Raw genomic sequence first — 26,220 nt, 5'->3', positions numbered from 1 at the left:
GTTGAAATGAAAAAAATAGCGATTTTAGGCTCGACCGGCTCGATCGGCACGCAGACTGTCGATATTTTGCCGTCGGTTGGGGCTGAAGTCGTCGCATTGACGACGAATAAACGCATAAACTTACTTGAGGAACAGGCGCGCGCGCTGCACCCTGAAATGGTATGCGCATTTGACGAGGCGGCGGCGCGCGACCTGAAAATAAAACTTGCGGACACGGATATCCGCGTGCTCTCTGGTATGGGGGGATTGACCGCCTGCGCCGCGGAGAGCGGCGCGGATATGGTCGTGACCGCAGTGGTCGGCATGGTTGGCCTGTTGCCCACGCTTGCCGCCATCGACGCGGGCAAGGACATTGCGCTGGCCAACAAGGAGACGCTGGTCTGTGCGGGTGAGCTGGTCATGCGCGCGGCGCGCGAAAAGGGCGTGCAGCTCCTGCCAGTGGATTCCGAGCATTCGGCGATTTTCCAGTGTGCGCAGGCGGCGCAGGGCAACCGGCTGGCGAAAATCATCCTGACTGCGTCGGGCGGCCCATTTTTCGGCTGGACCGCTGCGCAGATGCGGGATGTGACCAGAGAACAGGCGCTCGCGCATCCTAACTGGTCGATGGGCGCGAAGATCACCATTGACTCCGCGACCATGATGAATAAGGGGCTCGAGCTGATCGAAGCCATGTGGCTGTATGACATGGCGCCGGAGGATATCGAAATCGTGATCCACCGCGAGAGCATCGTGCATTCTGCGGTTGAGTTTGACGATGGCGCGGTGCTCGCGCAGCTTGGACTGCCGGATATGCGCCTGCCGATCCAATACGCGCTGACCTGGCCGCAACGCGCGGCCTGCAAGGTGCCGCGCCTGCGCTTGGCGGAGGCCGCAAAGCTGACCTTTTTCGCGCCGGATTACGAGGCGTTTCCGGCGCTCGGCTTGGCCCAGCGTGCGGCGGCGCAAAAGGGCGACCGCGGCGCGGTACTCAACGGGGCGAACGAGGCGGCGGTCGGCCTGTTCCTCGCGGGCAGGCTCGGCTTTGCCGAGATTGCGGAAAACGTCGCCCGGGCGCTGGACGCGATTCCCTGTCAAAAGGAACTCACACTGGACGGCGTCCTTGCGGCGGATGCCGCCGCGCGCGAGCTGGTACTCGCGCACAGCCCGATCTGACCCGCTGAAAGGAGAACTGCTTTGCTGCAAATCATTCTGGCTATATTAGCGTTCGGCATTCTGGTCATTGTGCATGAATTCGGCCATTTTATCACCGCCAAGCGCGGCGGGGTTCAGGTAAATGAATTCTGGATCGGTATGGGGCCGACGCTGCTCAAAAAGCAGCATAACGGCACGTTGTACTGCTTAAAGCTCCTGCCGTTCGGCGGCGCGTGTGTGATGGAGGGAGAGGACGGAGAGAGCGAAAACGAGCGCGCGTTCGGCAAGGCGAGCCTGCCGCGCCGCATGCTGATCGTGGCGGCGGGCGCGCTGATGAATTTCCTGATCGGCTTCCTTATCGTACTTGCTGTTATCCGGCCGAACGGGCCGGAGGGGGGCTATGTTGTCTCCACGCTTGACAGCGTGGATCCGGCAAGCACCGCCGCAGCGGAGGGCGGCCTACAGGCGGGGGACGAGATCCTTCGGGTGGACGGCTACCATATTTTGCTGCGCGGCGATTTTGAAACCGCGCTGGCTCGCGGCACGGATACGGTCTACGAGGTCGTTGTGCGGCGGGATGGGCGGAAAATAACGCTGCCCGCGGTCACGCTGGCGCCGGCGATAGAGGGGGAGGACGGCCGCATGCTGATCGGGCTGAACTTCGCGGAACAGCCGAACAGCATTGGCATGCACCTGAATATGGCGGCGCGCACCTCGGTAAATTACGCGCGGCTCGTCTGGTCGAGCCTTGGCATGCTGGTAACGGGACAGGTCGGCGTGGACCAGCTTTCCGGACCGGTCGGTGTGGCAGAGGTGATGGCGAGCACAGCCAGATACAGCATATCGGCGTTTTTGCAGTTGGTGGCGTTTATTTCCATCAACCTCGGTGTGATGAACCTGCTGCCGCTGCCCGCCCTGGACGGAGGGCGGCTGGTATTCCTGCTGATCGAGGCGGTCCGCCGCAAGCCGGTGCCGCCCAAATATGAGGGATATATCCACGCGGCGGGGCTTATGCTGCTGCTTGCGCTGATGGTCTATGTGACTGGACAGGATATTTTGCGCATCGTTTCCGGCAGATAGGCGGGCGGACCGCCGTTTGCCGCGACAGGCAAAGGAAAGGACGGAATATGAAACAGACAAAGCAAATCAGGCTCCGCGACGTGCGGATCGGCGGCGGCGCGCCCGTTTCGGTCCAATCCATGACCAACACGGACACGCGGGACGCGCAGGCGACGCTGGCCCAGATCCGCGCGCTGGCCGAAGCAGGCTGCGATGTCGTGCGCTGCGCCGTGCCGGATGCACAGGCCGCGGAAGCGCTCAAAGCGATCTGCGCCGCTTCGCCCATACCGGTCGTGGCGGATATCCATTTCGACTACCGGCTTGCGCTGGCATCGATCGAAGCGGGCGTGGATAAGATACGGCTTAATCCCGGCAATATCGGCGGCGCGGACCGCGTACACGCGGTCGTGCAGGCCGCGAAAGCGCGCCGCATCCCGATCCGCATCGGGGTCAACTCCGGTTCGGTGGAAAAGCATATCCTGGAGAAGTTCGGCGGGCCGACGCCGGAAGCCATGGTCGAATCCGCGCTGTACCATGCCGGACTGCTGGGCGACTGCGGGTTTGACGATATCTGCATTTCCATCAAATCCTCCTCTGTGCCGGACACCATGCAGGCCTATTTGCTCGCGCACGAAAAAACCGCTTACCCGCTCCACCTCGGCGTGACCGAAGCGGGGACGGAATACATGGGTACCGTCAAGTCCGCGGCCGGTATCGGCGGCCTGCTCGCACTTGGCGTGGGCGATACCATCCGCGTTTCCCTGACCGATGATCCGGTCAAAGAGGTTTACGCGGCGAAGGCGATCCTGAAAGCTGTGGGGCGTGCGGAGGAAGGCATCAATGTGGTTTCCTGCCCGACCTGCGGGCGTACCCGCATCGACCTGATCGGCATTGCCAGAGAGGTCGAGCGGCGCTGCATGGAAATACGCGGCAAGCGCTTGAAGGTGGCGGTCATGGGCTGCGCGGTCAACGGACCGGGCGAGGCGCGCGAGGCCGACCTCGGCATCGCGGGCGGGGACGGCGTGGGTCTGCTCTTCCGCCGCGGCGAAATCATCAAAAAGGTGCCGCAGGAGCAGCTTGTGGACGTGCTGATGGAGGAGATCGTGCATTTTGAAGGAGAATGACCGTGTCTGGCAAGCTCATTGATATTTTTGGAAACTATAAAAGCGTGGCGGAAGAACAGCACCTCGCCGGGGGCGAGGTGCGTTCTCTCGCGTTTGGGGATAACAATACCGTGATGGTGGTCGAGTTGGGACTTTCGCAGGTGGTCAGCCGAAAAGCGATCGCCCAGGTGGAAAAGCAGATCGCAAAGCAGTACGGGCTGGAGCGCGTGTGTATCGAGCCGCGCTACAGCATGCCGGACGGGCTGACCGATGCGTACATAGGCTCGCTGTATGAGGATATGGCGTACCGCATGCCCTCCGCGCGCGGTCTGCTCGACTGCGCCAAGTGGAAATACGAGGGCGGCGCGCTGTATATTCCGATGGACGAGGTGAGCGAAAAGCATTTTGCCAACGCGCTGCGCCATCTGGAAGCGCGAATCCGACGCGAGCTGGATATGGTGTGTCCGGTGCATGCGGTGCGCGCGGCGGCAGAGGATTACGCGCCCCCGTCCGACGCGCCGAAGCGCGAGGAGATTTTGCAGCAGGCGGTCGCGGAAGCAGTGTCCGCGGCTCCGGCGGCGCCCAAGCCGAAAAAGCCGCGTCCCGCGCCCCGGCCGGAAAATGCGGGCTACCAGCGCCCGCGCACGGAAAAGGTGCGCGACGACGACCTGATCTTCGGCAAGCTGATACAGGACCCGATCGTGTCGGTCAACGAGGCGATCGCAGCTTACGATATGGTCACCATTCAGGGCGAGGTGTTCTTCACCGACAACAAGGACATCCACAGCAAAAAGACCGGCAAGGACTATGTAAAGATTGCGTTCGATATGACCGACCGCACGAACTCGGTGCGCGTGTCCAAATTCCTGGCTGCGGACAAGGCGGGCGACACGGCCTCCCACATCAAAAACGGCCTGTACTGCACGGTGCAGGGCAAGATGGTGTATGACTCGTTCGCCAAGGAGATGGTTTTGGAGCCGACCGGTATCGTCAAGGCGAAAAAGCCCGTACGGCAGGACAAGGCCGAGGGCATGAAGCGCGTCGAACTGCATCTGCACACCAATATGAGCGCGATGGATGGTATGTCCTCCACTGCGGCGCTGTTGTGCCGCGCTGCGCAGTGGGGACACCGCGCCATGGCGATCACCGACCACGGTGTAGCGCAGGCCTTTCCCGAAGCCCTGCATGCGCAGGAGGGCAAGCAGAAGGACATTATTGGGGATATGAAGATCATTTATGGCATTGAGGCGTACTATGTCAACGATGCGGACAGCCTTTCGGTCGTGCGGGGCGGCTCGGTCGAACCGCTGGAGGGAACGTTCATCGTGTTTGACCTGGAAACCACCGGTCTCAATCCCGCGAGCGAGGAGATCACCGAGATCGCGGCCGTGCGCGTGACCGACGGGGCGATCCATGACGCGTTCCAGACCTATGTCAACCCGCACAAGCCCATTCCCGAGGAAATTACCAAGCTGACCGGCATTTCGGATGAGACGGTCGCGGACGCGCCCGACCTCGGCGAGGCGGTCCCCAAATTCCTCGCTTGGGCGGGGGAGGGGCGGTATCCCCTTGTTGCGCACAACGCGGGCTTTGATATGGGTTTTCTGCGCGCGGCCTGCAAGCGGCTTTCCATCGAGCGGGAATTCACCGCGATCGACACGCTGGAAATGTCGCGCATGATGCTGCCGCACCTGCATAAATTCAAGCTGAACATCCTGGCCAAGGAACTACAGGTCGGTCCGTTCGAACATCATCGCGCGAGCGAGGACGCGGCCGTGCTGGGGCGCATCTTCGTCAAGCTTCTGGCGCGCCTGCGGGAGGAAATGCACGCGCGGACTGTGGCGGATATCAATCCGGTGCTCGCCGCGACGACCGACCGCAAGAACAAGCTGAAAAACCTGCCGCGCTATCATTTCATCATCCTAGTGAAAAACCAGGCGGGGCTGCGCAACCTGTACCAGCTCATCTCCAAGAGTTTTCTCGAATACTACAATAAGCGGCCGATCATGCCGCGCTCGGAGCTGATCCGCCACCGCGAGGGGCTGATCTTTGGCTCGGCATGCGAGGCGGGAGAGGTGTTCCGCGCCTTGACGGGTAATGCGGAGTGGGACGAGCTGAAACGGCTCGCGTCCTTTTACGATTATCTGGAGATCCAGCCCATCGGCAACAACAACTTTATGATCGGCAAGGGCATGGCTAAGGATGAGGAGCAGCTCCGCGACTGGAACCGCGCGATCCTGCGCCTTGCGGACGAACTGGGCAAGCCCTGCTGCGCGACCGGCGACGTACACTTTCTTGAGCCTGAGGACGAGGCGTTCCGCCGCATCCTGATGGCAGGGCAGGGCTTCGGCGACGCGGATAACCAGGCACCGCTGTACTTCAAGTCCACGGACGAGATGCTGAAGGAATTCGCCTACTTGGGTGCGGACCGCGCGTACGAGGTCGTGGTCAGGAACACGAACAGGATCGCGGACATGTGCGACGTGATCCGTCCCGTGCCGCGCGAAAACTACCCACCGCACATCGACGGCTGCGAGGACGACCTGCGCAATATGTGCTATGAAAAGGCCAAGCGCATCTACGGCGATCCGCTGCCCGAGTTGGTGCAGGCGCGGCTCGACCGCGAGCTGAACTCCATCATTGGCAACGGCTACGCGGTCATGTACATCATCGCGCAGAAGCTTGTGACCAAGTCGCTCGCGGACGGCTATCTGGTCGGCTCGCGCGGGTCGGTCGGCTCGTCGCTCGCAGCATTTATGTCGGATATCACCGAGGTAAACTCGCTCGCGCCGCATTACCTGTGTCCAGACGACAAATACGTCGAGTGGCACGAGGAATATTCCTGCGGCGTGGACCTGCCGGACAAGGTATGCCCGACCTGCGGCAAGCCGCTGACCAAGCAGGGCTTTAACATCCCGTTCGAAACCTTCCTCGGCTTCGAGGGCGATAAGGTGCCGGATATCGACCTGAATTTTGCGGGCGAGTACCAGTCGCGCATCCACCACTACACAGGCGAGATTTTCGGACACGACCATGTGTTCCGCGCGGGTACGATCGGCACGGTGGCGGAAAAGACCGCCTACGGCTATGTCAAAAAATACATGGACGAGCGCGGCATCGAGTGTTCGCGCGCGGAGGAGAACCGCCTCGCCGCGGGCTGCACGGGCGTACGCCGCACCTCAGGCCAGCACCCGGGCGGCGTGGTCGTGGTACCCAAGGAGATCGAAATTTACGACGTGTGTCCGGTGCAGCATCCGGCGGATGATCCGGATTCGGACATCATCACCACTCATTTTGAATATCACTCGATCGACGCCAACCTGCTTAAGCTCGACGAGTTGGGACACGATGACCCGACCATGATTAAGCACCTGGAAAACCTGACCGGCGTTAACGCGCAGGAAATCCCGCTTGACGATCCCGACACCATGAGCCTGTTCCATTCGTGCAAGGCGCTGAAATACACGGGCGAAAATCCGGATACCGACCCCATCCTGGGCGACCTCGGCTGCCTGGCCGTACCCGAGTTCGGCACCAAGTTCGTGCGCGGCATGGTCAAGGAGACCCACCCTTCGACGTTTGCCGAACTGGTCTCCATTTCCGGCCTGTCGCACGGCACGGACGTGTGGCTGGGCAACGCGGCCGAACTGGTGCGCCGCGGTATTCCGCTGTCCGGCTGCATCTGCTGCCGCGACGATATCATGAACTACCTGATATTGCAGGGCGTCAAACCCAAGCTCGCGTTCAAAACTATGGAAAGCGTGCGCAAGGGCAAGGGACTGACCGAGGAAATGGAAGCCGCGATGAACGAGCAGAACGTGCCGGACTGGTACATCGATTCGTGCAAAAAGATCAAGTACATGTTCCCAAAAGCGCACGCGGTCGCTTATGTGATGATGGCGTTCCGTATCGCGTGGTTCAAGGTACACCGGCCGCTGGCGTTCTATTCCGCGTATTTTTCCGTGCGCGCCAAGGGGTTTGATGCGTCCTGCATGATCAAGGGCGATAAGGTGTGCATTGACAAGATCAAGGAGTTGCAGATGAAAGACCGCGAAAAGACGATCTCCGCGGCGGAAAAGGAAATGATGACCACGCTCGAGGTGTGCCATGAGTTTTACCGGCGCGGCTTCGTATTCGAGCCGATGGACATTTACACCTCGGCCGCAACTGATTTCATTGTGACCGAAAAGGGACTGATCCCGCCGTTTACCTCGATGCCCGGCATCGGCGAGCAGGCGGCGCAGAATATCGTGGAGGAACGGCGGAACGGCAGGTTCCTCTCCGCCGAGGAGATGGCGGTGCGCTGCCCCAAGGCGTCCAAGGCGGTGGTCGAGCTGCTCGACCAGATCGGCGCGCTCGGCTCGATGCCCAAGACCACGCAGATCAGCCTGTTTGCGTAATACTGGAGAGGATAGGATAGACATGGCAAAATACGAAAAACAGTTGACCGGAGACTTTGACGCCGTGCTGAGCCGCCTGTTTGACGCAGTGATGAACGGCAGTATGTCCGCTTCTTATGAGGATGGGAGCGACTGGGAAGCGAACGGCATGCGCTGCGCGGTGCGCGTGTTCGAGCGTTACAGTTGGGCGGGCGGCAACCGCGTGAGCATGACCCTGATGCTTACAGGCTATGGGAACAGCCTGTTCCTGTCAGCCATCACCTCGGGCGGCAGCCAGGCAATGTTTTGGAAAGTCAACACCATGGGAGAGGAAAGCTTTCTGGAAACGCTGGTGCCGGTCGCGGAAGAGTACGCGGCAGGGCGGTAAGGAGGGCGCGCGGATGTACTGGATATGCTTTGGGGAAAGCGCCAAAGGCTGTCTGTCTGTTGCACGACACCGCATTGCGCCGGACATGCCGAAAGAAAAAATCATTGCACTGCTGGATGATTACACGCAGGGTGATATTCGCAATGTAGGCAACCGTGCCGCGCGGGAGGATATTCTTTTCCCGTGGCAGGAGGAGCAAGACGCGGACCCTGCATGGATGCGGGATTACATTGACCGGCATTGGGAGGCGTTCGGACGCCTGGACGAAGTGGACAAGGCGGTGATCTGGGCTGCCGGAGGGAATGCCGTGGAGCAGTGCGGTCTGCGGTATGTAGTCAGCCGGCTGTATGAGCGGCGCGTGCCGGTTTGGCTGGCCGAAGTGGAGGAGATTCCGCTGGGTGAGATCAAGGAGGAGGACGAGGGGAGGATCGGCGGTGCGGTCTCGGTCGTTACAGGCAGCCGTGTACTGAACTTCCTCCTGCGTTTTGTGCCGCAGCCGCTGGTGCGGCGGTATGCGGCGCACGTCTCGCGCCGTGTCAGGAGCGAGCGGGCAAAAGAGGGACGGGTACGGTACAGCGGTGTAGGGGAGATGGACTCGGGGGCGGCGCGGTATTTTTACAGGCGCCGCCGCCTGCTGACCGAGACTGAGCAGGGGCTTTTGCTGACCGAATGGAAGCGCATGCAGGAGGAAAACGCTCCTCTGCGCGTGATGGCATCCGGCAGGCCGCGATCCGCAGCGATAGATTTTTACGACGAAGCGATCCTTGCCTGTGTGTCGACGCAGGAGAGACGCGCTGCGTTGACCGTTGGCAAGGCGCTGGTTAAACTCGCTGAGGCGGGCGACTGTGTGAGCGATATGATGATCTTCTCGCGGATCCGCGCGCTCGGCGCGGCGGGACGGCTGGAGATCGTGCGCGACGCGCCGACCTATCGGGACATGACCATCCGCAAAATCAGGTCTTGACAAGGATAGACGTTTTATGCTATTATTTTAACGCGATAAATCGATAAAGGAGTTTTCGGCCATGAACCGTTTTCGTATTTCCACACCAGAGGGGACGCGCGACCTGCTGTTCTCCTCCTGCCGCGCCTTGCGGCAGACCGAGAACACCATACGCGCCTCCCTGGAAAACCGCGGCTACAGTGAGATTATCACACCGGCTGTCGAATATTTCGACGTGTTTGCGCAGGCCAATCCAGAACTGGATCAGGAGCAGATGCTCAAGGTGATCGACCGGTCGGGACGCATCTGCGTGGTGCGTCCCGACAATACGACACCGATCGCCCGTATCGCGGCGACGCGCCTGGATAACGCGGCGCTGCCCGTACGGCTGTATTACAGCCAGAAGGTGTTCCGCTCGGTTGTGGGCGGGCATGGCCACAAGGGGGAATTCCTGCAGGTCGGCGCGGAGTTAATCGGCGCGGACGGGCTGGAGGCGGATAAGGATATCCTTTCCGCGGCGTTCGGCGCGCTGACGGAAACCGGCGCGGCAGGCTTTCGCATCGAACTGGGGCATGCGGAGATCTATAAAGCCCTGATTGAGGAGCTGGGCGTGGACGCAGCGGCGGCAGAAAGCATCCGCCGCCTGATCGAAAATAAATCGTTCGCTGCCTTGGGCGACACGCTCTCGCCTTATGGCGACCGTCCGGCGGCGGGGGCGCTCCGCGCGATGCCGCAGTTGTTTGGAGGCATGGAAGTACTTGATCAGGTCGAAGCGCTGACCGGAAACGTGCGTGTGCTCGGCGCGGTTTCCTATCTGCGCCGGCTGTACCGCGCGCTGGACGAAACCGGCTATGGGGACCGCATCATGATCGATCTGGGCTTGGTGCATGAGATGGATTACTATACGGGTGTGATGTTCCGCGGCTACATCGGCGGCGCGGGCGCGGCTATCCTTGCGGGCGGGCGATATAACGCGCTGTGCGCCAAGTTCGGCAAGGACATGCCGGCGGGCGGCTTCGGTATCGATGTGGAAAGCGTCGCGGAAAGCCTGCAGGGCGCTGCGGGTACGGAAACCGGAATCCGACGCGATACGGTGCGCATCGCGCTGACCAAGGGGCGGCTGGAGAAGAAGACGCTCGCGCTGCTCAAAAGCGCGGGGTATGATATTTCCGAGCTGGAAGCCGGCTCGCGCAAGCTGATCTTTGCCCTGCCGGATACGGGCGTGGAGATCGTGCTGGCCAAGGCGGCGGATGTGATCACCTATGTCGAGCACGGCGTTTGCGATATGGGCGTGGTCGGCAAAGACACGATCATGGAAAAGGGCGGCAGCTTTTACGAAATGGTAGACCTTGGGTTCGGCAAATGTCGCTTCGCATTGGCGACCAAAAAGGGGAAGGACGTTTACGGCGGCTATCGGACACCGGTCATCGCGACCAAATATCCGGCGGTCACTAAGGCGTTTTTTAACCGCAAGAATATGGACGTGGAAACCATCAAGATCGAGGGGTCGGTTGAGCTTGCGCCGCTTTTGGAGTTGGCGGACGCAATTGTGGACATCGTGGAAACCGGTACGACGCTCAAGGAAAACGGGCTTGAGGTGATCGAGGACGTCGCGCCGATCTCGGCGCGCGTAATTGTCAATCTGGCGAGCGCCAAGCTGAAAAAGGCCGCGATCCAGAAGGTGATTGCCGAGCTGGAAAGCGGGTTGGAGGGATAATATGTTTTTGAAGACCGTTCTTGCGGACGGGCAGGCCGAGCAGGCTGTTATCCGCGAGATGAAAGCCCGCGCCGCCGGCGCGCGCGGGGATATTGAGCAGACCGTGCGCGCGATTATGGACGACGTGCAGGCGCGCGGCTGGGATGCGGTGTGCGAATATGCGGGGAAGTTCGATGGTAAGGCGCCCTATATCGTCGCGCCCTCCGAGCTGGAAGCGGCATATGCCGCGTGCGCGCCCAGCCTGACCGCGGCGCTCGAAAAGGCGGCCGCGAATATTCGGGATTACCATGAGCAGATGCTCATAAAATCTTGGGAATGGGAACGCGGCAGTGGGGAAACGCTTGGACAGACCGTGCGCGGGCTGGCGCGCGTGGGCATCTATGTGCCGGGCGGCACGGCGGCGTATCCGTCCAGCGTATTGATGAACGCCATACCGGCTCAGGTCGCGGGGGTAGGGGAGATTATCATGGTTACCCCGCCGACCGAAAACATGTCGATCGAGGTGCTGGCCGCAGCGAAGATTGTGGGCGTGGACAAGGTGATCGCCGTGGGCGGCGTGCAGGCGGTGGCCGCGCTGACCTATGGCGCGGGCATGATTCCCCAGGTGGATAAGATCGTTGGCCCGGGCAACGCCTATGTCGCGGCGGCGAAAAAGCTGGCTTTCGGCACGGTGGATATCGATATGATCGCGGGGCCGAGCGAGGTGCTGGTCATTGCCGACCACACAGCCAACCCGACCTGGGTGGCGGCCGACCTGCTGAGCCAGGCCGAACACGATCGGTTGGCTTCCGCCGTGCTGCTGACCGATTCAATGGCGCAGGCGCAGGCGGTTTCATGCGAGATGGAGCGTATGGCGCGCGCGCTGCCGCGCTGGGAGATCATCCGTGAGAGCGTGGCGGGTTACGGCTGCGCGATCGTGTTCGAGGATCTGAAGGAGGCCTGCAAAATGGCGGATATGGTCGCGCCCGAGCATTTGGAGGTCATGACCGCCGCGCCGCGCGAGCTGCTGCCATATCTGCATAATGCGGGCGCGATCTTCCTCGGCCGGTATGCGCCCGAGCCGCTGGGAGACTATATGGCAGGACCCTGCCACGTCCTGCCGACCTCGGGTACGGCGCGGTTTTTCTCGCCGCTTTCGACGGACACGTTCCTGAAGAAAACCAGCATCATCGAATACACGCGCGACGCGCTGCAGGGCTACGCGCAGGATATTATTGCGCTCGCGCAGAGCGAACACCTGGACGCGCACGCGAACTCGGTCGCGGTGCGCTTTGCGGAGGAAGCACAAGATGAGAAATGCTGAAATCAAACGCAAAACCAAAGAGACCGATATCACGGTCGCCCTCGACCTGGAGGGCGGCACACGGAAAATCGACACCGGTATCGGCTTTTTCGACCATATGCTGAACAGCTTTGCCGTACACAGCGGCTTCGGGCTGACGCTTACCTGCAGGGGAGACCTTGCGGTGGACGGACACCACACGGTGGAGGACTGCGGTATCGCGCTCGGACAGGCGCTCCGCCAATGCTTGGGCGACAAGGCGGGCATCGCGCGGTTCGGCCAGGCGTTCGTACCCATGGACGAGGCGCTCGGTTTCTGCGCGCTGGATATTTCGGGACGGCCGTATCTGGTATACGACGCGCCCATGCCCCAGCCCATGTGCGGCGGGTATGATACCTGCCTGACGGTCGAATTCATGCGCGCGTTCAGCGTGAACGCGGGGCTGACCCTGCATCTCAAATGCGAATACGGCGACAACGCGCACCACATCACCGAGGCGCTGTTCAAGGCGCTCGCGCGGGCGCTCAAGCAGGCGGTGGCGCAGACAGGCGGCGGTGTGCTTTCCGCGAAAGGGGTGCTGTGATTGAAATATGTGTTCGCGGGGCTGGGAACGGTTGCTGCGGTATTTGTTATTGCAGCGTTTGCCGCTGAGATGTGGCCACTTGCCGCATCGGTGGATCTGGGCGTACGCTTTTGCATGTATGCACTCTGTATTGGCTGTGGGCTGGTCGTAGGCTTTGGCTGGAAGATACTCGATGTGGTCAAAGCCCTGAAAAACACCTTAATGGATAAAGAGGACGGTCAATGAGCTATATTGCGATCGTAGATTACGGCGCGGGAAATCTGATGAGCGTACATAATTCGCTTGATTTCCTGGGTTATGAAAATAAAATAGCGGACACCGCGGAGGATCTTGAGCGGGCGGCGGGCGTGATCCTGCCCGGCGTGGGTGCGTTTCCGGACGCGATGGACGCGCTGTATGCCTCCGGACTGACCGGCGCGGTGCTGGAAGCGGCGCGGAAAAAGCCCTTCCTGGGCATCTGTCTCGGCATGCAGATGCTGTTCGAGGGCTCGGATGAGGTACGCCCCTGTGCCGGGCTCGGCCTGCTGCCGGGACGTATCACGCGCATCCCAACCGCGCTCAAGCTGCCGCAAATCGGCTGGAACGCACTCGACATCCTGCGCCCGAACGCAATGACCGCGGGGCTGGAAAACGGCGCGTATGTGTATTTTGTACACAGCTTCATGGCGCGGCCGGCGGTGGAGGACGACTTGGCCGCCGTGACGGACTACGGTGTGCGCGTACCCGCGATGGTGGCGCGCGGAAACCTGTTCGGTTGCCAGTTTCATCCGGAAAAAAGCGGAAAAGTAGGGCTGCGCATGTTGCAGAGCTTTGCAAAATTGACGGAGGTGGGAAAATGAGGGTTCTCCCTGCCATTGACCTGAAGGACGGGCAGTGTGTGCGCCTGCAGAAAGGTGATTACGGCACCGCGCACAGGGTCGCGGAGGACGCGGCGCAGACCGCGCGGGCTTTCCTTGACGCAGGTGCGGAGTTGATTCATATGGTTGACCTGGACGGTGCGAAGGACGGTTCGCACGCGAATTACAACGTCGTCCAGCGCGTGATCGAGGAGACGGGCGCGGCGGTCGAGCTGGGCGGCGGCATTCGGACGATGTCGGATGTGGAAGCGGTACTGGCGCTTGGCGTGACGCGCGTGATCATTGGCTCGGCGGCGGTGCGCAGCCCGCAGTTCGTGGCTGATGCGGTGGAGCGGTACGGAGACCGGATCGCGGTCGGCATCGACGCGCGCGGCGGCACGGTCCGCACCGAGGGCTGGCTGGTCGACAGCGGCACGGATTATATCGCGTTTGCCAGACAGATGGACGGTTACGGGGTGAAAACCATTATATTCACGGATATCGACAAGGACGGCATGCTCGAGGGGCCTAACTTCGACCAGCTCGCCGCGCTGCGGCAGGCGGTAACGTGTGGTATTGTCGCGTCGGGCGGTGTGTCCACGTTAGAGGATATCCGGCGGCTTAGGACGCTGGGCATCGATGAGGCGATTGCAGGCAAAGCGGTCTATTCCGGCGCGCTTGACCTGGCTGCGGCGATCAGGGAGGCGAAGTGATGCTTGCAAAACGGATCATTCCCTGCCTGGATGTCAAGGACGGGCGGGTGGTCAAGGGCGTGAACTTTGTCGGCCTGCGCGACGCGGGCGATCCAGTCGAGCTGGCGAAGTTCTATTCCGCCGAGGGCGCGGACGAGATCGTGTTCCTCGATATCACCGCGACGAGCGATGACCGCGCCACGATCGCGGACGTGGTGCGCCGCACCTGCCGCGAGGTGTTTGTGCCGGTCACGGTCGGCGGCGGCATCCGTACGGTGGAGGATTTTCGCGAGATCCTGCGCGCGGGCGCGGACAAGGTTTCGGTCAACTCGGCGGCGGTCAAAAATCCAGGGCTGATAGACGCGGCTGCGGAGAAGTATGGAAGCCAGTGCGTTGTCGTGGCCATCGACGGGCGGAAGACCGGAAAGACCCCCTCGGGCTTTGAGGTATATGTTGCGGGAGGGCGCACGCCGACCGGCATCGACGCGGTCGCATGGGCGGGCGAGGTATCCGCGCGCGGCGCGGGCGAGATCCTGCTCACCTCGATGGATCGGGACGGCACTAAGTCCGGCTTTGACTTGGATCTGACAAAGGCGGTCGTGGAGACGGCCGGCATTCCGGTGATCGCGTCCGGCGGCTGCGGCGCGCTTGATCATTTTTCCGAGGTGTTCGAGTGGACGGACTGCGATGCCGCGCTGGCCGCAAGCCTGTTCCATTACAGAGAGCTGACCGTGGGGCAGGTCAAGGCGCATCTGCGCGAAAAAAACATTCCGGTGAGGTTGTAAATCATGGAACTAAACAAATTTTTTGTCAAGGCGCCGCTGGTTCCGGTTATCTGTCAGGACGAGCGCAGCGGCGAGGTCCTCATGCTCGGCTATGCGGACGAAGAGGCGCTGCGCCTGACGATGGAGACTGGCACGGCGTGGTTTTTTTCGCGCTCGCGTCAGAAATTGTGGAACAAGGGCGAAACCTCGGGCAACGTTATTTTTGTGTCCAAAATACTGTCCGACTGTGATGACGATACGCTGATCTATGTCGGCACGCCCAAGGGACCGGTCTGTCATACGGGCAACCACACCTGTTTTTTTACAACGCTGTGGGAGAAAGAAAGGCACCTGTAGCGGGGCTTCCCAATTGTTTTTGATAGCAGGCGGCGGTCGCGGTGATGGGCGGCTCTATCATAGTGGCCGTTGACTGGAATGGAAGCGGCAAAAAAGATAGGAGGATGAATAGCATGAATTCCTTTGAGCAAATGGAGGCTGTGATCGCACAGCGTAGGGCCGAGCCGCAGGAGGGCTCGTATACCTGCTACCTGTTTGAAAAGGGTCTGGATAAGATTTTGAAAAAGGTCGGCGAGGAGTGCGCCGAAACCATTATTGCGGCAAAAAACGACGATAAGGCCGAGCTGGTGGGCGAGATCAACGACGTGTTCTATCACATGATGGTGATGATGAACGAATGCGGCGTGACGCTCGCGGACGTGTGCGCGGAAATGGATGTCCGCGCACAGAAGATCGGCAACCTAAAGCAGTTCCACGTTTCCGACCATAATACCTGAGAACAAGCTTCGTCCCTGTGCCGTGTTGCTTACAGGAGGGAAAAAGCCCCCGTTCGCCGCAGATATTCTGCAACGGATCGGGGACTTTCTGACTCTTATAGATAGAGGGGGTCAGAAAATCTTAAGAAATCCCCTGCCGGAATCTTAAGAAAGGCCCGCTATACTGTAAACACGGTACGGCGGACGCGCGCAAAGCGCCCGTCGGGAAAGGGAACGGATATGACGACACGATACATCAGCATACCAGGGGAGACGGTACGCCGGTCGGCCGCGGCCGCGCCGGGCAGGACCGCGCCCAAGCCCACTGGCAGGACAGCCCCGCGCCGGCGCAGGCGGGTGAAAAAGCGCCGCCATCCCCTCCGCGCGCTGTTACTGCTGGCGGTGCTGGCCGCGGTGGCGTGGGGCGGCCTGCGCCTGCTGGACGGCCTGCGCGTGGAGGCCGACTGGGCCGCGCGCGGCATCGCCGTGAAAGACGGGACGGCTGCGTCGATCGTCCAGCTCGCGCACAGGGACAGCCGCGCGCAGGCGATCGTGGACGCGCCGGAGGCTTATCCGCCGGAATACCTCGATCTGCTCGCCCGCAACAGCGAAACGCTGGAGTTTGTGCTGGGATATCCGGCGCACCATGGGGACGCGCCGGGGCAGTCCCTCACGGAACCGCTGGACACCATGCCACTGCTGCTGCAATGGGATATGCGGTGGGGGTACCAGCCCTATGGGGAAAGTACGGTTGCGGTCAGCGGCTGTGCGCCGGCGTGCCTTTCCATGGCAGCGGCCTATCTGACCGGCGACCCGACGCTCACCCCTTACCGCGTGGCGCAGTTCGCCGCGGAACAGGGATACTATGTGCCGGGGCAGGGGACAAGCTGGTCGCTGCTGAGCGAGGGCGCGCCCTCGCTGGGCGTACAGTGCCGCCAGCTTGCGCTCGACCAGGCGCAGGTCGACGCTGCGCTGGACGCGGGCCATCCGGTGATCTGCTCCATGCTGCCGGGAGATTTTACGACCGAGGGACACTTTATTGTGCTGTACGGCCGCGCGGATGGAGGGTATACGGTCCGCGATCCGAACAGCGTGGAGCGGAGCGGAAAGGTATGGTCCTATGATACGCTGTCCGGACAGATCGCCGGTCTTTGGGAGTGCTCTGCCGCCGGATAGGGGTTGCCCAAAAGGGAAAAACATGGTATGCTTGTCCAGAGGTGAAGAAAAATGCGCAGAAAAGACAGAGAGATCACAGGGCGGGAGAATATAGAGCCGATCCTCCGCGCCTGCAAAACCTGCCGCGTGGCGATGAGCGCGGAAGGGATGCCGTATGTGATCCCGCTCAATTTCGGCTATACCTGGGATGAAAGCGGCCTGACGCTGTATTTCCACAGCGGCCTGAAAGGGAAAAAGATCGACGCGCTGCGCAAAGACCCGCGCGTGTGCTTTGAACTGGACACCGAGGATGGGCTGACCGGAGAGGGCGATCTGGCGTGCCGGTACAGCTTTGCGTTTTCGTCCATTGTGGGCTACGGCAGCGTGCAGTTCGCGCAGGATAATGAGGAAAAACGCCACGGTTTTGACATTATCATGCAACACCAGACCGGACGTGGCGGCTGGACATATACCGACGCGGCTCTGTCGGTGGCCGAGGTGTTCTGGGTGCGCGCGGATTCGTTTGAGGCATCGCGCAAAGTGCGGTAACAACATGAAAAAGAGGCTTCCACTGAGGAAAGCCTCTTTTCTATTCCATGCTGCGCTTGCTCAAGCCCAGAAGTGCGCGGCGATCTGGTCGGCCTGCTTTTCAGCCTGCTGGAGCAGGGCTTCGACATCGTTTCCGATGATATCCAGCCCTTGCGCCGCGAGGGTGTCAAAGCGGCCGCCGCAAAGCAGCTTGCAGATGGATTCCAGATAGGCGCTGCCATGGTCGGCGAGTGCGGGATCGCTGTTATCAACGATGCCGCCGCGCGTTGTCACATAGAGCAGCCGCCGCGGCCTGCAGTCCGCAACCGGCTGGCCGTATTGGTTATAGTGGAACGTCAGGCCGGTCACGCACAGGCGTTCCAGATAGGCGCGCACCATGGCGGGAAAGCTCAAGTCCCAGAAAGGGCAGGCCAAGACGACGGCATCCGCGTTTTTGAACTGGTTTGCAAGCGCAAAAAACGGGGCGTCGAAAGCGCCGGCGCGAGAAAGTGCATCCCGTTCAGCGATCTCTGCCGCGCCGTAGGGCGTCAGATGGAGGGCGGGAAGCAGAAGCACATCGATATCCGCATCCGGAATGCGGCTGATAACGTGCTGGGCAAGCCGCAGGGTGCGCGAATCCCTGCCACGGATACAACCATTGACAAACAACAGGTTTTTCATCATATACGGTTACTCCTTTATTCGTTTTCTGCCGCGTATGCGGCAAAGAATGTGCAGCAAAACATTGATCGCGAGCGGTGGGGAAGCCGCGCGCCGGTCCGTCCCCATCATAACACGGCGGCAGGGCAAAGGCAAGAAAAAGCACATCCCCCTTTTGCCCAAAGAGGGATGTGCCGGAAAGCAAGAGGAAACGCCGTTATGCTTCGCTTCGCTTGACGAACTTGCTGCGCGGCGCGCGGCAGATCGGACAGATGAAATCGTCTGGAATGTCCTCAGCCAGCCGGACATAGCCGCATACCGTGCATTTCCAGCCCGCGTCCGCGGATAATTCGTGATAGACCGGCGCAACGGGTGGAACATCCTCGCCGCGCTTCTCAAACTCCTTGACGGTCAGGCAATCGCCGTCGCCGAGCACCTCCGCGTCGAGCAGCTCGCAGATAAATAGCGTGTAGGAGCCGATCGCAACGGTTTCCGTTACTTTCAGGCTCAGGCGGGACACCATGCCATCCGTCAGATAGGGGCAGCCTTGGCTGTCGGTCTGAACGGCAAAAGAAGCAAACTTATCGATCGCGCGGCCGGATTTGTAGCCGAACTCGTTGACGAGCCGGTCCTCCGCCTGCTTGGCGAGCAGGGTGGCCGCGGCAACGCCGCTCTTCTTGAGCGCCGCACAGGTCGCGGAATCATTGTTCAGAGAAAATGTGAATTTGGGAGGACGGGACGAGGTGACCTGGTGCAAGGAGTTGATGATGCAGCCGAAATTTTTGCCGCCCTCTGCGGTGGACAGCAGCGCAAGGCTGTAGTCCAGCTTTTTATATGCAGCGTTGTTCATAAAACCGTTCCTTTCTTGTCAATGCTCGTTATTGAAAATGAATATCAATTACAAATTTATACTATCACAATTGACAGGAAAAAGCTATATTTTTTTCCACAAAAAAGAATGAATTTTTTTGTGCTTTTAGAACAGGTTTTTCAGGTTCGGCTGTTCCAGATCAGGCAGATGGCGGAGTTGAGCGAGCAGCTCTGTCCGGTCGAGCAGAAGGTCGTCCGTTATCTGCTCCTTCTGGGCGGTGCGCACACGAGCGAACAGGCGGTTAACCTCGTCCAGCTCTTCGTGCAGGAGCAGGGAGCCGAGCAAGGTCTGCGCGGCCGACCATTTTTCGTAGGCCTGTTCCAGCCGGCCGCTTTCCATATCCTGAACGATGGCGTCCACCGTGGCTTCCACCGTCCGGCTGCTCCACAAGCTGCCCCAGATCAACAGGGCGAAAAGGGAGAGGGCAAGAAAAAGCCGCTGCATATCACGCATCCCCCTTTCGTTGAATAAAGGAATTGCCGCAGTCATCCAGCGTCATTAGAAAAACCTCGGATAAGGCGATGCTTTGGTTTTTCAGCCGGTTTTCGATATCCCGTGCGTCAAGGCGGAGAAGCTGGAGCGAGCGGGCGACCAGCTTGCCGTCCGACACCACAACGAGCGGCAGACCGGTGTCCTTGGGGGTCAGGCCGAGCATTTCCGCCGTGACCGGTTGCTGCGGCTGCTTGAGAATGACGGTCAGCGTGCCGTCCGGCTCGATCACGCCGTATTTGACGTCCGAGACCGATGCCACATTCTGCTTGCGCAGGGTTTCGATGATTTCGTCCGTGGTCAGCCGCATCTGGCGCAGCTTTTTGACATCGAGCAGCCCGCCGCGGATGATGATTGCCGGCTGCCCGTTGAGCAGGCGCCGGAAAAGGCGGCTTTTCAGCGCGACATAGCTCATCAGGATTTCGAGCGCGACCAGCGTGGCGATTGGAACCAGTCCGGCGAACATGGGGATACCGAGATCCTGCATGGGAACCGCCGCCAGGTCGGAAACAAGAATGGTGACCACCAGCTCGGAGGGGTCGAGTTCGCCGATCTGCCGCTTGCCCATGGCGCGCACGGCAATCACAACGGCAAGATAAAGGATCAGTGTACGCAACAGTGGCACAGCCATAACGCATCCTCTTTTCTTGATGGATTCCGGTGTAGTATGGCCGCAAAAACGGGAGAATATTCCTGTGACAAGAATTTAACACAGTAAAATGCGAAAAGGTGTTGACATTTCCCGAAAGCGGTCTTATAATATGAATAACATTTTGAATATTGCAATAGGCGATGACCGGAAAAGTAGCGCCTGGAATCCAGCGAGAGAGCCGTCGGTTGGTGCGAGACGGTGGAGGAAAGGAAGCGCGAAAGTCCTCCGCGAGCAGAGCGTCTGAAAAGGGATGAAATAGGGCCCCGTGTAAGGTGTTCCGCATGATCTGCGTTAAAGGATCGGGTTGAGTGGTCGCGTTCGGCAATTTGGCGCGCGGCAAAAAGAGTGGTACCGCAGAGTGATAGTCTTTGTCTCTTTGAAGAGGCAGAGGCTTTTTTTATTTTTGCTTTAAGACAGGAAAGGAGGCGGATCCGCATGGTAAAGAACGGTTCGGAGATTTTGGTGGATGTACTCGTCGAGCAGGGAGTTGATACGATATTCGGCTATCCGGGCGGCGCGGTCCTCAATATCTATGATGCGCTTTACAAAAACAGCGACCGCATTCGACATATTTTAACGGCGCATGAGCAGGGCGCCGCACACGCGGCGGACGGCTACGCCCGCGCGACCGGCAGGGTAGGCGTATGCTTGGCGACAAGCGGCCCGGGCGCGACCAATCTGGTGACCGGCATCGCCACGGCTTACATGGATTCCATCCCGATGGTCGCCATCACAGGCAACGTCGGCACCAGCCTGATCGGACGCGATTCGTTCCAGGAGGTATACATCGCCGGCATCACTATGCCGATTACCAAGCACAACTTTGTGGTGCGCCATGTGGAGGAGTTGGCGGACACGATCCGCAGCGCGTTCCGCATCGCAGCGTCCGGCCGGCCGGGACCGGTGCTGATCGACATTCCCAAGGATGTGACCAGCGCCACCTGCGACTATGTCCCGGGCGAAAAGGTAGAGGTGCATGAAACCTATGAGGTGACCGGTGAGCAGTTCCAGACGGTTGCCGACATGATCGCGCAGGCTGAACGGCCGATGATCTATTACGGCGGCGGCGTGGAGACCGCAAACGCGGGGACGGCCCTGCTGGAGCTGATGAAAAAAGCGGATATCCCGTCCGCCCATACCATCATGGCGATCGGCTGTATTCCGGATACCGAGCCGCTCAGTCTGGGGCTGGTCGGCATGCACGGTACGGTTTCGGCCGCGTGGGCGGTCGAGCGGTGCGACCTGCTGCTGTGCATCGGCGCGCGTTTTTCCGACCGTGTGGCGACCAATCCGTCGCGCTTCGCGCCGAAGGCAAAGGTCGTGCATATCGATATCGACGCTGCCGAGATCAACAAAAACATCGGCGTGGATTACGCTGTGGTCAGCGACGCGGAGAATTTCCTCGAAAAGCTGCTGCCCTATGTGCAGAAAGCCGACCACGGCGCATGGCGCGCGCAGATTGCCGAATGGCAGAGGACGCTCGATTATGTACCGCAGGACGACGACAGTGTCATCCACCCACACCAGTTGCTGCGGACGATTTACGAGATGGCGGGGGACGATGTGATCGTCGCCACCGATGTCGGCCAGCACCAGCTTTGGTCCGCACAGTATAACTGCTGCAAAAAAATCCGGCATTTTCTCACGTCAGGCGGGCTTGGCACGATGGGCTTCGGCTACGGCGCTGCGATGGGGGCGCAGGTTGCGTTTCCAGATAAGCCGGTTATCCATATCACCGGCGACGGTTCGTTCCATATGAACCTGAACGAGCTGTGTACATCGGTTACCTATAACCTGCCGGTCATCACGGTTATCATGAATAATAATGTGCTGGGCAATGTCCGCCAGTGGCAGACCATGTTTTATGAAAAGCGTTATTCCCAGACGAACCTGTACCGCAAGACGGATTACATCAAGTTGGCGGAAGCGTTTGGTGGCCGCGGTTTCCGCGCCACCAACATCGCCGAGCTGCGCGCGGCGCTGGGCGACGCGCTGCAGCGCACCGGTCCGGTGCTGATCGACTGCCAGATCGACAAGGACGAACGCGTCCTGCCCATGATACCGGCGGGCGGCACGGTCGACGATATCGTGGCGGACTGAGAAAAGGAGAGGACAGCATGCAAAAATATATCCTTTCTGTGACCGTGCAGAATAACGCGGGCGTTCTGGCCCGTGTGTCCAGCCTGTTCGGCCGGCGCGGCTACAACATTGATTCCCTTACCGTGTCCGCGACGACCGACCCCAAGGTTTCCCGCATGTCGATCATCGTGCAGGGCGACGAACCGATTCTGGAGCAGATCATGAAGCAGCTTTCCAAGCTGGAGGAGGTCATCTGCGTCGACCATTTGCAGGAGGAGGACTCCTGCTGTAGCGAGCTGGTGTTCGTCAAGCTGAAGGCCGAGGCGGGCGATGTGCGCGACGCTATCCGGCAGCTTTGCGAGCTGTACGGCGCCGCTATTATCGAATCCACCGAGCGCGCCCTGATTGTTGAGCTTTCCGAGGTACCCAGCCGCATCGACGCGTTCCTGGATGTAATCTCCAACTTCGAGGTGCTGGAGATGAGCCGTTCGGGCGTAACGGCAATCGAAAAATAGTTGAGGGCAGTCTCCCTTTTCTATATGCGCGCCGCAGGCGTAAAATCAATTCGTTTTCCTGATTCATTTTATATAAACTTAGGAGGAAACAAAAATGGTAAAGATGTATTATGATTCGGACTGCAACCTGTCCCTGCTTGACGGCAAGACCGTTGCCATCATCGGCTTTGGCTCCCAGGGTCATGCCCATGCCGAGAACCTGCATGATTCCGGCGTGAACGTCGTCGTCGGCCTGCGTCCGGGCTCCAAGCACGAAGCAAAGGCGAAGGCTGCCGGCCTGACCGTTATGACGCCGGCCGAGGCTGCTGCGGCGGGCGATATCATCATGATGCTCGTTCCGGACGAGAAGCAGGCGGATATCTATAAGGAAGTGATCGAACCCAACCTCAAGCCGGGCAACGTGCTTGCTTTCGCGCACGGCTTCAACATCCATTTCAAGCAGATCGTGCCGCCGGCAGATGTTGACGTAATCATGATCGCGCCGAAGGGTCCCGGCCATACGGTCCGCCGTACCTATGTGGAAGGTTCGGGCGTTCCGGATCTGGTCTGCGTACATCAGGATGCTTCCGGCAAGGCAATGGACATTGCGCTGGCGTATGCCTGCGGCATCGGCGGCGGCCGCGCGGGCATTCTGGAGTCCACGTTCCGTGCTGAGACCGAGACCGACCTGTTCGGTGAGCAGGCCGTGCTCTGCGGCGGCGTCTGCGAGCTGATGAAGGCCGGTTTCGAGACACTGGTCGAGGCGGGCTACGCGCCGGAGAACGCGTATTTCGAGTGCGTACACGAGATGAAGCTGATCGTCGATCTGATCAACGAGGGCGGCTTTGCCAAGATGCGCTACTCGATCTCCGACACTGCGGAATACGGCGATTACCGTACCGGCAAGCGCATCATCACCGAGGAAACCCGCAAGGAGATGAAGAAGATCCTGCGCGAGATTCAGGACGGCACCTTCGCTTCCGAGTGGATTCAGGAGAACCGCGCGGGCGGCCGCGCCCGTTTCCTGGCGAGCCGTCAGGTCGAGGCGGAGAGCCAGCTGGAGGAGACCGGCAAGCAGCTCCGCAGCATGATGAGCTGGCTGAAGAAGTAAAAACTTTGTTTTCGTTTGAAACCACAGTTTCAAGCAAGAGGACGTGCCGCGCGGGGCGCGGACACGTCCGAGGCTGCGAAAAGTTCCAACAAAGCGAAGCTTTTTACAGCTCTTGTGTAAAAAGTCAGGCATTGTTTTTCTGTTACATGCGCGCCGAGGGCGCGTGAAAAGCTGAATGCGCACAGGCGGGCGGGCTTCCGCCCGCCTGTGTTGCAAAAAGGAGGAAGCCCCCATGTCCAAAAGAAGCGACAACATCACCGCGGGTGCAGAGCGTATGCCAAACCGTTCGCTGCTACGCGCCTGCGGCCTGACCGAAGAGGAGATGAACAAGCCGATCATCGGCATTGTTTCCGCATACAGCGAAATCATCCCCGGCCATATCAATCTTGACAAAATCGCGGATGCCGCCAAGGCGGGCGTCCGTATCGCGGGTGGCACACCTGTACTCGTTCCGGCGATCGGCGTGTGCGATGGTATTGCGATGGGCCACATCGGCATGAAGTATTCGCTACCCAGCCGCGAGCTGATCGCGGACAGCGTGGAGACGTTGGCGCAGGCGCACCAGTTCGACGCGCTCGTGCTGATCCCCAACTGCGACAAGATCGTACCCGGTATGCTGATGGCCGCGGCGCGGCTCAATATCCCGTCTATCATTGTATCCGGCGGGCCGATGCTCGCCGGCCATTACAACGGGGAGGAGATTTCACTCTCCAAGACCTTTGAAACGGTCGGCGCGTACAAGGCCGGCCTGATCGACGACGAAAAGCTCATGGAATGCGAGTGCGGCTCATGCCCGGGCTGCGGCTCATGCTCGGGCATGTACACGGCCAACTCGATGAACTGCCTGTCCGAAGCCATCGGCATGGCGCTGCCCGGCAACGGTACCATCCCAGCTGTGCATGCGGCGCGCATCCATCTGGCCAAGCACGCCGGCATGCAGGTCATGGAGCTGCTGCGCCGTGACATCAAGCCGCGCGACATCCTGACGCCGGCGGCGTTCCGCAATGCGCTGACCTGTGAAATGGCGATCGGCTGCTCGACCAACTCGGTGCTGCACCTGCTCGCGCTGGCGAACGAGGCGGGCGTGCCGCTCGACCTGGCCACGCTCAATGAGCTGTCCGCCAAGGTGCCGAACATCTGCCACCTTGCGCCCGCAGGCCCGCACCACATCGAGGAGCTGTATATGGCGGGCGGTGTGCCGGCTATCATGAAAGAGCTGACCAAACGCGGCCTGCTCGACCTGTCGCTCATCACCGCGACCGGCAGGACAGTGGGTGAGAACCTCGAGGGCGTCGTGAACAAGAACCCCGAGGTCGTGCGTCCGCTGGAAAGCCCGTATTCCGAAACCGGCGGTATTGCCGTTTTGTGGGGCAATATTGCCAAAAATGGCTGCGTGGTCAAGCGCTCCGCAGTCGCGCCCGAGATGATGGTGCATGAAGGCCCTGCGCGCGTGTTCGATTCCGAGGACGACGCGATCCAGGCCATTTACGCGGGTAAGATCCAAAAGGGCGATGTGGTCGTTATCCGCTACGAAGGCCCGAAGGGCGGCCCCGGCATGCGCGAGATGCTCAATCCGACCTCTGCGCTGGCGGGCATGCAGCTTGACAGGGACTGCGCGCTGATTACGGACGGCCGCTTCTCCGGCGCGTCCCGCGGCGCGTCCATCGGCCATGTGTCGCCGGAAGCGGCGGCGGGCGGAGAGATCGCGCTCATTCAGGAGGGCGATACCATCGCCATCGACATTCCGAACAGCAAGGTCAACGTCAAGGTATCCGATGAGGAGCTGGAAGCGCGCCGTGCGAAGTTCGTCCCGCGCGAGCCGAACATCAAGTCCGGCTGGCTCTACCGCTACTCCCGCATGGTCAGCTCCGCCGACCAGGGCGCGGTGCTGCGATAACAGGAAAAGCCCCGAAACCGGTGGTTTCGGGGCTTTTAGTATGCTATTTTTTCGGCGGGGCGGGATTGTTGGTGCGGCCCACGATATAATCGATGGAGGTATGGTAAAAATCGGCTAATGCGATCAAAGCATCAATTGGGATGCGATGTGCTCCGCTTTCATAGCCGCTGTATGTCGTTTGCTTAATATGCAGGATTTCGGCAACCTGTGTTTGTGTAAGATTATTGTCCTCGCGTAAATCGCGCAAGTGTTGAAAAATCATATCATCACCTCAAAGTTATTATATATTAACGAGAAACTCGGTATTGACTTTTAACGAGAATCTCGGTAATATAAGCGTAAGAGGTGATACATATGGAATCCATAACAACGCTGCTGTACGACGCAGTCATAAGCGGTCTTAACTATCACGAAACCGAGGTCGAGGACCGCGTTTACCGTCAGGTAGACCGCTGGGCGGAAAAGGGCGGACGGAAGAAAAAGCAGTTTCAGAACGACCTGATGGCGCTTTTGACACAGTATCAGGAGCAGAGCTTTGCCCTTGGCCTGAAATGCGGCCTTTTGCTCGCCGAGGAGCAGCTTTTCCGGTAAACCTTGTGGGGGGCGTATAAATCTGGTATAATGGAAGCAGACC

Annotated in this window: 27 protein-coding genes, 1 pseudogene and 1 other annotated feature; of the genes and pseudogenes, 23 read left to right on the top strand and 5 right to left on the bottom strand. The window is 60.1% G+C overall.

Annotated elements, in window-relative coordinates:
- The first annotated feature begins 6 nt into the window (after positions 1-6).
- The 18 genes and pseudogenes from DBQ51_RS02220 to DBQ51_RS02140 all read left to right on the top strand — a co-directional run bounded on the left by DBQ51_RS02220 (position 7) and on the right by DBQ51_RS02140 (position 17,354).
- A complete protein-coding gene (locus DBQ51_RS02220; RefSeq protein WP_107630645.1) occupies positions 7-1,152 on the top strand; it encodes a 1-deoxy-D-xylulose-5-phosphate reductoisomerase in 1,146 nt (381 codons plus the stop codon).
- 21 nt (positions 1,153-1,173) lie between these two features.
- Positions 1,174-2,211 carry an RIP metalloprotease RseP gene (gene rseP / locus DBQ51_RS02215; RefSeq protein ID WP_054326194.1) on the top strand — a complete coding sequence of 346 codons (1,038 nt, stop codon included), beginning with the start codon at positions 1,174-1,176 and terminating at the stop codon, positions 2,209-2,211.
- Positions 2,212-2,258: 47 nt separating this feature from the next.
- On the top strand, positions 2,259-3,314 hold the full coding sequence (gene ispG, locus DBQ51_RS02210; RefSeq protein WP_107630644.1) for a flavodoxin-dependent (E)-4-hydroxy-3-methylbut-2-enyl-diphosphate synthase: 1,056 nt from the start codon (positions 2,259-2,261) through the stop codon (positions 3,312-3,314).
- Positions 3,315-3,316: 2 nt separating this feature from the next.
- A complete protein-coding gene (locus tag DBQ51_RS02205; RefSeq protein WP_242977803.1) occupies positions 3,317-7,693 on the top strand; it encodes a PolC-type DNA polymerase III in 4,377 nt (1,458 codons plus the stop codon).
- A 22-nt stretch (positions 7,694-7,715) separates the two neighbouring features.
- The gene (locus tag DBQ51_RS02200; protein WP_054326196.1) at positions 7,716-8,060 is read left to right on the top strand and encodes a DUF6054 family protein; all 345 of its coding nucleotides are present in this window, start codon (positions 7,716-7,718) and stop codon (positions 8,058-8,060) included.
- A gap of 13 nt (positions 8,061-8,073) precedes the next feature.
- Positions 8,074-9,024: a DUF3658 domain-containing protein gene (locus DBQ51_RS02195; RefSeq protein WP_107630642.1), complete on the top strand. Its 951-nt coding sequence runs from the start codon at positions 8,074-8,076 to the stop codon at positions 9,022-9,024.
- Positions 9,025-9,085: 61 nt separating this feature from the next.
- Positions 9,086-10,042, top strand: a pseudogene (hisZ, locus tag DBQ51_RS16960) (ATP phosphoribosyltransferase regulatory subunit); the annotation flags it as partial.
- Positions 10,043-10,081: 39 nt separating this feature from the next.
- Entirely contained in the window at positions 10,082-10,720 is a 639-nt protein-coding gene (hisG, locus tag DBQ51_RS16390; RefSeq protein WP_242977960.1) for an ATP phosphoribosyltransferase, read from the top strand.
- A gap of 1 nt (position 10,721) precedes the next feature.
- Positions 10,722-12,023, top strand: a complete 1,302-nt coding sequence (gene hisD / locus DBQ51_RS02185; RefSeq protein ID WP_054326198.1) for a histidinol dehydrogenase — start codon at positions 10,722-10,724, stop codon at positions 12,021-12,023.
- Positions 12,010-12,585, top strand: coding sequence for an imidazoleglycerol-phosphate dehydratase HisB (gene hisB, locus DBQ51_RS02180; protein WP_054326199.1), 576 nt, complete (start codon positions 12,010-12,012; stop codon positions 12,583-12,585). Before hisD ends, hisB begins: the two co-directional genes overlap by 14 nt.
- Positions 12,586-12,810, top strand: coding sequence for a hypothetical protein (locus DBQ51_RS02175; RefSeq protein ID WP_054326200.1), 225 nt, complete (start codon positions 12,586-12,588; stop codon positions 12,808-12,810).
- Positions 12,807-13,424, top strand: coding sequence for an imidazole glycerol phosphate synthase subunit HisH (gene hisH / locus DBQ51_RS02170; protein ID WP_054326201.1), 618 nt, complete (start codon positions 12,807-12,809; stop codon positions 13,422-13,424). Before DBQ51_RS02175 ends, hisH begins: the two co-directional genes overlap by 4 nt.
- The gene (gene hisA, locus DBQ51_RS02165) at positions 13,421-14,134 is read left to right on the top strand and encodes a 1-(5-phosphoribosyl)-5-[(5-phosphoribosylamino)methylideneamino]imidazole-4-carboxamide isomerase (protein ID WP_107630640.1); all 714 of its coding nucleotides are present in this window, start codon (positions 13,421-13,423) and stop codon (positions 14,132-14,134) included. Before hisH ends, hisA begins: the two co-directional genes overlap by 4 nt.
- Complete coding sequence (gene hisF / locus DBQ51_RS02160; RefSeq protein WP_054326203.1) at positions 14,134-14,898, top strand: imidazole glycerol phosphate synthase subunit HisF; 765 nt, start codon at positions 14,134-14,136, stop codon at positions 14,896-14,898. Before hisA ends, hisF begins: the two co-directional genes overlap by 1 nt.
- Positions 14,899-14,901: 3 nt before the next feature.
- Positions 14,902-15,234 (top strand): phosphoribosyl-AMP cyclohydrolase, encoded by a 333-nt coding sequence (gene hisI, locus DBQ51_RS02155; RefSeq protein WP_107630639.1) that lies wholly within the window; start codon positions 14,902-14,904, stop codon positions 15,232-15,234.
- A gap of 113 nt (positions 15,235-15,347) precedes the next feature.
- The gene (gene hisE / locus DBQ51_RS02150) at positions 15,348-15,671 is read left to right on the top strand and encodes a phosphoribosyl-ATP diphosphatase (protein WP_107630638.1); all 324 of its coding nucleotides are present in this window, start codon (positions 15,348-15,350) and stop codon (positions 15,669-15,671) included.
- A gap of 219 nt (positions 15,672-15,890) precedes the next feature.
- Entirely contained in the window at positions 15,891-16,826 is a 936-nt protein-coding gene (locus DBQ51_RS02145) for a C39 family peptidase (RefSeq protein ID WP_107630637.1), read from the top strand.
- Between the two features lie 51 nt (positions 16,827-16,877).
- A complete protein-coding gene (locus DBQ51_RS02140; protein ID WP_054326205.1) occupies positions 16,878-17,354 on the top strand; it encodes a pyridoxamine 5'-phosphate oxidase family protein in 477 nt (158 codons plus the stop codon).
- 60 nt (positions 17,355-17,414) lie between these two features.
- On the opposite strand, the gene DBQ51_RS02135 is transcribed toward DBQ51_RS02140, so the two are convergent.
- The 4 genes from DBQ51_RS02135 to DBQ51_RS02120 all read right to left on the bottom strand — a co-directional run bounded on the left by DBQ51_RS02135 (position 17,415) and on the right by DBQ51_RS02120 (position 19,984).
- The gene (locus tag DBQ51_RS02135) at positions 17,415-18,017 is read right to left on the bottom strand and encodes an NAD(P)H-dependent oxidoreductase (protein ID WP_107630636.1); all 603 of its coding nucleotides are present in this window, start codon (positions 18,015-18,017) and stop codon (positions 17,415-17,417) included.
- Positions 18,018-18,210: 193 nt separating this feature from the next.
- Positions 18,211-18,843: a flavin reductase gene (locus DBQ51_RS02130; RefSeq protein ID WP_054326208.1), complete on the bottom strand. Its 633-nt coding sequence runs from the start codon at positions 18,841-18,843 to the stop codon at positions 18,211-18,213.
- Between the two features lie 126 nt (positions 18,844-18,969).
- Positions 18,970-19,308 (bottom strand): DUF4363 family protein, encoded by a 339-nt coding sequence (locus tag DBQ51_RS02125; protein ID WP_054326209.1) that lies wholly within the window; start codon positions 19,306-19,308, stop codon positions 18,970-18,972.
- A gap of 1 nt (position 19,309) precedes the next feature.
- Positions 19,310-19,984 (bottom strand): DUF421 domain-containing protein, encoded by a 675-nt coding sequence (locus DBQ51_RS02120; RefSeq protein ID WP_054326210.1) that lies wholly within the window; start codon positions 19,982-19,984, stop codon positions 19,310-19,312.
- 152 nt (positions 19,985-20,136) lie between these two features.
- Positions 20,137-20,384: a binding site (T-box leader), on the top strand.
- Positions 20,385-20,440: 56 nt separating this feature from the next.
- On the opposite strand from DBQ51_RS02120, the gene ilvB reads away from it, so the two are divergent.
- The 4 genes from ilvB (at position 20,441) to ilvD (ending at position 25,586) form a co-directional block, all read left to right on the top strand.
- Complete coding sequence (ilvB, locus tag DBQ51_RS02115) at positions 20,441-22,105, top strand: biosynthetic-type acetolactate synthase large subunit (RefSeq protein ID WP_107630635.1); 1,665 nt, start codon at positions 20,441-20,443, stop codon at positions 22,103-22,105.
- A 17-nt stretch (positions 22,106-22,122) separates the two neighbouring features.
- Positions 22,123-22,599, top strand: coding sequence for an acetolactate synthase small subunit (gene ilvN, locus DBQ51_RS02110; protein WP_054326211.1), 477 nt, complete (start codon positions 22,123-22,125; stop codon positions 22,597-22,599).
- Between the two features lie 94 nt (positions 22,600-22,693).
- On the top strand, positions 22,694-23,689 hold the full coding sequence (gene ilvC / locus DBQ51_RS02105) for a ketol-acid reductoisomerase (protein ID WP_054326212.1): 996 nt from the start codon (positions 22,694-22,696) through the stop codon (positions 23,687-23,689).
- Positions 23,690-23,921: 232 nt separating this feature from the next.
- Positions 23,922-25,586 carry a dihydroxy-acid dehydratase gene (gene ilvD / locus DBQ51_RS02100; RefSeq protein ID WP_054326213.1) on the top strand — a complete coding sequence of 555 codons (1,665 nt, stop codon included), beginning with the start codon at positions 23,922-23,924 and terminating at the stop codon, positions 25,584-25,586.
- A gap of 43 nt (positions 25,587-25,629) precedes the next feature.
- Here ilvD and DBQ51_RS02095 read toward each other — a convergent pair whose 3' ends face one another.
- Entirely contained in the window at positions 25,630-25,848 is a 219-nt protein-coding gene (locus DBQ51_RS02095) for a helix-turn-helix domain-containing protein (protein ID WP_199855174.1), read from the bottom strand.
- Between the two features lie 92 nt (positions 25,849-25,940).
- On the opposite strand from DBQ51_RS02095, the gene DBQ51_RS02090 reads away from it, so the two are divergent.
- Positions 25,941-26,177, top strand: a complete 237-nt coding sequence (locus DBQ51_RS02090) for a hypothetical protein (RefSeq protein ID WP_107630634.1) — start codon at positions 25,941-25,943, stop codon at positions 26,175-26,177.
- The last annotated feature ends 43 nt before the right edge of the window (positions 26,178-26,220 follow it).

Origin of the sequence: Agathobaculum massiliense, assembly GCF_900291975.1 — a bacterium.
GTDB classification, from domain to species: domain Bacteria; phylum Bacillota; class Clostridia; order Oscillospirales; family Butyricicoccaceae; genus Agathobaculum; species Agathobaculum ammoniilyticum.
Note: the sequence above shows the minus strand (reverse complement) of the source record. Positions and strands in the feature narration are given on the sequence as shown.